Annotated in this window: 6 protein-coding genes; 4 read left to right on the plus strand and 2 right to left on the minus strand. The window is 37.0% G+C overall.

Going from position 1 to position 5,575, the window contains the following annotated elements; translation table 11 throughout:
• Nucleotides 1-173: 173 nt before the first annotated feature.
• Nucleotides 174-1,283 (plus strand): Gfo/Idh/MocA family protein, encoded by a 1,110-nt coding sequence (locus tag H7254_RS20275; RefSeq protein WP_301934706.1) that lies wholly within the window; start codon nt 174-176, stop codon nt 1,281-1,283.
• A gap of 83 nt (nt 1,284-1,366) precedes the next feature.
• Here H7254_RS20275 and H7254_RS20280 read toward each other — a convergent pair whose 3' ends face one another.
• The gene (locus H7254_RS20280) at nt 1,367-1,708 is read right to left on the minus strand and encodes a helix-turn-helix domain-containing protein (protein WP_301934707.1); all 342 of its coding nucleotides are present in this window, start codon (nt 1,706-1,708) and stop codon (nt 1,367-1,369) included.
• Nucleotides 1,709-1,816: 108 nt separating this feature from the next.
• On the opposite strand from H7254_RS20280, the gene H7254_RS20285 reads away from it, so the two are divergent.
• From H7254_RS20285 to H7254_RS20295, 3 genes are all read left to right on the plus strand, one after another.
• Entirely contained in the window at nt 1,817-2,374 is a 558-nt protein-coding gene (locus H7254_RS20285; RefSeq protein WP_301934708.1) for a YceI family protein, read from the plus strand.
• A gap of 397 nt (nt 2,375-2,771) precedes the next feature.
• Nucleotides 2,772-3,656 (plus strand): SDR family oxidoreductase, encoded by an 885-nt coding sequence (locus tag H7254_RS20290; protein WP_301934709.1) that lies wholly within the window; start codon nt 2,772-2,774, stop codon nt 3,654-3,656.
• A 106-nt stretch (nt 3,657-3,762) separates the two neighbouring features.
• Nucleotides 3,763-3,987, plus strand: a complete 225-nt coding sequence (locus tag H7254_RS20295) for a hypothetical protein (protein WP_301934710.1) — start codon at nt 3,763-3,765, stop codon at nt 3,985-3,987.
• Between the two features lie 236 nt (nt 3,988-4,223).
• Here the strand turns inward: H7254_RS20295 and H7254_RS20300 are convergent, their stop codons facing one another.
• Nucleotides 4,224-5,105, minus strand: coding sequence for an aldo/keto reductase (locus H7254_RS20300; protein WP_301934711.1), 882 nt, complete (start codon nt 5,103-5,105; stop codon nt 4,224-4,226).
• Between the last annotated feature and the right edge of the window lie 470 nt (nt 5,106-5,575).

A 5,575-nucleotide genomic window follows, 5' to 3' on the forward strand; every position in this document is an offset into this window, starting at 1 on the left:
GCTTTAGTAAGACAAATTACTTTCTCAATTTTTTCATTACCGCATTATTACTATCTTTCCTCCCTTAAACAAATTATTTTACGCACTGTAACAGCGATCATTCTTTTTTTAGAAATTAAAACGCAGGCATTTAGAAACATATTTCAAATCAACATAATAAATTATAAGCAACCATGACTAAAACAAATTTAAAAAATCCTTTTAATTTCTTTCATAAGCTGCTCCTCATTTTGCTCATCACCATTATATCTAAAAATATTTGTGCGCAGCAAATACGGGTAGTAGTTGCAGGCTTAACGCACAATCATATTCATGGCATTTTAAACCAGTATAATAAAGGTGTAGTGGATATAGTTGGCATAGCAGAACCTGATAAGCAATTACAGAAAAAGTATAGCGAACTTTATAATGTCCCCGATTCCCTGTTCTTTACTGACCTTAAGAAACTGGTGCTGCTAAAAAAGCCGGATGCAGTATTGGGGTATAATGCCGTGGCAAAGCATGTGGAAATAGTTGAAATATGTGCTCCCTTGGGTATAACCGTTATGGTAGAAAAGCCACTGGCAGCAACGTTGGCCCAGGCAAAGCGTATTGAATTATTGGCTAACAAATATCATATTAAGGTATTAACCAATTTTGAAACTACCTGGTATGCTTCTTACAGGGATGTTTACAATACTGTAAACAGTGATAGTATTGGTGAAATTAAAAAAATGGTTGCACATGACGGGCACCAGGGACCCAAAGAAATTGGTTGCACACCGGAATTTTTAAACTGGTTAACGGACCCGGTATTAAATGGTGCAGGCGCACTAAATGATTTTGGTTGCTATGGGGCAGATTTAATGACCTGGTTGATGAAGGGCAATAAACCAATTGCTGTAACAGCGGTTACCAGGCAGTATAAACCCAAAATTTATCCAAAAGTTGATGATGATGCTACCATTATTTTGGAATACCCAAATGCAACTGGGCTGATTGAAGCTTCGTGGAACTGGCCTTTTTCAATAAAAGATTTGGAAGTGTTTGGAGAAAAAGGTTACCTGCATGCATTAGATGGAAAGAATATTATTAGCCGGATGCGTGAAAATATTAAAGGCGAAAAAATAGCTGAACCGTTGGCTGCTCCTATAAATGATGCGATGAACTATTTAACGGCCGTGCTTCAAAAGAAAATACCTGGAACAGCCGACCAGTCATCTTTAAAATATAATATGGTTGTAATGGAAATATTAGACGCCGCTAAGCGGTCTGCGGCAACGGGTAAAAGGGTTGTATTATAGGGGAAGGTTTTTTGCTGTATTGTTAGATTTGTATGCCATCATTTTATTCACGGCAACATTTGATATCACTCAATGACCCAACCTTATTTCCCCACAATTTCTTTTCGAAAATGAGTTCCCCAGTTTAAAATTTCATCTAGTAATTTTTTCATGGACTGCCCTAATGGAGTGAGGGAATATTCCACGGTTACAGGCATACTGTCATAAAGTGTACGGGTAATAATTTTGTTCTCCTCTAAAGCCTTTAATTCCTGTGACAGCATTTTTGGTGATATATCCACAATATCCCGTTGTAATTCACCAAATCTTTTTTCGCCAAAAGTTAAAGCAATTACGATAGGTATTCGCCATTTTCCCTGAATTACCTCCAGGGCGTCTCGTGTAACCAATAGCTTATGCTGGCAGATGTTTTCCTTTTGATTCATATCCTGTTGATTTTTTATTTACCTGTTAACACTTACTTACCCAAAGGTAACTACTTTACTTTCGATAGTTAAGTTCTGTAATTTTGTTTTATAAAACAACAAGTAAAAATGACAAATTCAACATGGGTTATTGACCCAATACACTCCGAAGTGCTATTTAAAATTAAGCACCTGGTTATTTCAACTTTAACAGGTTCATTCAGAAAATTTGAGGGAACTATAATTACCAGGGGAGATGATTTTAATGATGCCAAAGTAAATTTTACAATCGATTTAAAAAGTATAGATACAAATCAAACTCAACGGGATGGGCATTTACACAGCGGTGATTTTTTTGCGGCAGATGTATATCCACAAATGACTTTTAAATCCACATCGTTTCTGAATGCAGGTGGCAGTGATTACAAAATGGCTGGCAATTTAACTTTGAGGGGCGTAACTAAGCAGATTGAATTGAATGTAGATTATGGCGGGTCGGAAGATAATGGACACGGTACTCTAAAACATGGTTTTGAAATAACAGGAATAATTAATCGCAAAATATTTGGAATGACCTGGAATAAACTCACAGATACAGGTGGTTTAGGATTAGGTGAAGACATCAAACTAATTGCAAATATTCAGATAGCCAAATTAGTAGAAGAACCAGCAGCAATAACAGCATAATCACACATTTGCCATTGCTTTTTTTATAAAAAAAGTTTCTGCCTACAAGTATCGCCAATAGAAAATCCTTATCCGAATTAAAAAACGGATAAGGCTTTTTAATTTTTAGCAGCACGATAAAAAAAGGGCGAAAGGCTGATATTGGGTATAGTGTCCGGGCCTTCAGACAAACAAAGATTTATATCTGATTTTTTAATGTTGGGGGTTAAGGGCCTAACTCACTTTGTTTTATTTACAGCACACTACAACACATTAAAACGTTTCGGTTATGTTGCAAAAAACCGAACTCTCTGATATTTCGAAAACTTTCTCATTTTAAAAACATAATTTCTTAATCAGACTACATTCAATAAACTTCACTATACGATCTTTGTATTTCAAAATTAAAAAAAGAATTATGAACATAACACTTACAGGTTCTTTAGGTAACATCAGTAAACCACTCACAGAAACGCTGGTACAAAAAGGGCATTCAGTTACTGTTATAAGCAGTAAGGCTGAAAGGCAAAAAGACATTGAAGCATTGGGTGCAACTGCAGCGATTGGCCCGGTGCAGGACGTTGACTTTCTTACAAAAACATTTAAGGGTTCAGACGTAGTGTATTGCATGGCGCCGCCCGACTTTTCTCAAACCGATATCATCGCATACCACGGTCAAATAGGCCGCAATTACGCCGACGCCATCAAGGTTGCGGGCGTGACGCATGCGATCTATCTCAGCTCTTTTGGCGCACATCGCAGCAGTGGCGTGGGTATCATTGCAGGAGCTCACAATGCAGAGAAAGCGCTAGGTGCGTTGCAGAATGTATCCATAACTTTTATGCGCCCCACATCCTTCTACTATAACTTTTACAACTTCGTGCCGATGATACGAAATGCAGGCTTCATCGCAGCCAATTATGGCGCTGATGATATGTTGCAGCTAGTATCGCCAACAGACATTGCCATAGCAATTGCCGAAGAAATAGCACAACCTTATGAAGGCCGGAAAATACGTTATGTATGCAGCGATGAACGAAGCTGCAACGAAATTGCCTCCGTGCTTGGAACTGCCATCGGTATGCCCAATTTAAAGTGGAACCTTATCAGCAACGAACAGATGCAGGCAGGAATGCAAGATGCAGGCTTACCGGAAATGCCGGCGGCACAACTTACTGAAATGTATGCGGGTTTGCATAACGGCAATATGGCGGAAGATTACCTGCAAAACCGACCTGGCATAATGGGCAACGTAAAGCTCGAAGATTTTGCCAAAGAATTTGCTGCGGTATATAATAAATGAATGAACCATCAAGTAAGAAATAAAAAAAGTACTCATAACAGTCGCCAATAAAAGTATTGGTTTTGAAACCGCACGATAGCTTTTGTAAAAGGGATATTGTGTTTATTTGGGAAGCCGGGATATAAGTAACGGAGAGGAAGCTGTAGAAAAATTAAAGGCTGTAGGCTGGACTAATGTAGAAGTTATACAGATGGATGTAAGCAACGACGAATCGGTAAAAACAGCCCGTATTGAAATAGGAAAGAAAACCGCAGTATTACAGCAACCGTTTTTACAAACGTCCGTTCATTACGGGAAAAACGGCCAACAATTATTTATTACAAAATCTTGAAGAACGGTTAGATGATTATTTTAACAACGAAAAATCCTTTGAGCGATTGCCTAAAAGGTGAAAACGCAACACCAGTGTTAGCAGGTTTTATAAACATTGGTATTTAAAATACCCCGTAAACCATGACTAAAATTGGATCACATTATTTAGTGTTGTGTTGATTTAATAAAGAAGCTATTTAAAAAAGCCTGCTAATTCTAGAAGGCTTTTTTAAAAATACATTCTGACACAAATTATTAATTAAGAAAATTCATATCGGCTTCAGTCAAATCGATCTCCGCAGCTTTTATATTTTCTTCAAAATGCAATAGAGATGATGTTCCGGGAATGGGTAATATCCAGGGTGAACGATGAAGTAACCAGGCTATATTTATCTGAGCTTCAGTTGTGTTGTATTTCCTGGCAATTTCAGCAATCCGCTCATCTTTTTTGGGTATTGAAACAAACAATGAATAGTAAGGAATGAAGGGAATCTCATTTTTCTCACACATTTCCAGTACTCCGGTTCCGCCCTTAAATTCTGCATGCGGTAATTTTAGCGTACTGCGTTGTACATGACCATACATATTTTCAACACTGGCAATATCGCCCATCGATAATGCCACTGCTAATTCCGCTTCGTTTACATTGCTTACGCCTACATGTATAATCTTACCTTCTTTTTGAAGCTGAAACATTGTGTCCATTGACAGTTTAAAAGAATCCATATCTCCACCCATCTTCCTGAAATGAACCAGTTGAATTTGATCCTTCTTAAGGGTACTCAAATTCCTATCAATACTTAAACGCAATTGTTCAGGCTTATTGTGAGGAATCCAGCTTTTATCAGGCTTGCGGGCACCGCCTATTTTTGTGCAAATTACAAGGTCGTCGGTGTAAGGGTGTAATGCTTCTGCAATTAATCGATTGGTAACATCTTCTCCATAGTAATCGGCAGTATCTAAAAAATTAATACCACTTTTAATGGCATACTTTAATATTTGTAATGCTTCTGGTCTGTTAAGTGGTTCACCATAAATTTCTTCGCCTGTCAAACGCATGGTACCATAACCCAATCTGTTTACCACCAACGGGTGATTGGTTTTATTACCAATTGTAATTGTTTTTGAAATAGCCACCCGGATAATTTTTTATGTTTGAGCAGCAAATTTAAAATTTGTTATGTTAGCAGTGTGTAAAAATTATTTTTCAATTTTGTTCAATCCCTTTTAGATAAGAAAAGTACAGGCAAATTGTTGACAGACTAAGAATGACCGCCCAGTTTTTTTTCAATTAGCTTAATGAAACAGATTAGAAATTACATAAACTCTTAAAAAAAATACTTTCACTTTTACTTATAATTATAGCCAGGTTACGTAAACCACGTTTAGACCCCTATTTTAGGTATCAATAATTGACAAACAATAAATAATGAAACGAGAAAATTTCACTCCTGACCAGTTCAAATTAAATATGTAATTTTTATCTTTAGAAAGTATCGATTTTACGACATTATAAATTTATTTTAAAGTAGTCCGCTCGCTCATTTTGGAAAAAGTGAAGGTAGAAAAGTGTTGTTAACTTTGCCTTAACCCAGCTCTGCTGATGA

This window comes from Ferruginibacter sp., from assembly GCF_014377975.1.
Taxonomy (GTDB): Bacteria; Bacteroidota; Bacteroidia; order Chitinophagales; family Chitinophagaceae; genus Ferruginibacter.

Excerpts from the sequence above, each read along its gene's own strand:
- H7254_RS20280 (WP_301934707.1), bottom strand. The coding sequence starts at position 1,708 with ATGAATCAAAAGGAAAACATCTGCCAGCATAAGCTATTGGTTACACGA.
- H7254_RS20275 (WP_301934706.1), top strand. The coding sequence starts at position 174 with ATGACTAAAACAAATTTAAAAAATCCTTTTAATTTCTTTCATAAGCTG.
- H7254_RS20285 (WP_301934708.1), top strand. The coding sequence starts at position 1,817 with ATGACAAATTCAACATGGGTTATTGACCCAATACACTCCGAAGTGCTA.
- H7254_RS20290 (WP_301934709.1), top strand. The coding sequence starts at position 2,772 with ATGAACATAACACTTACAGGTTCTTTAGGTAACATCAGTAAACCACTC.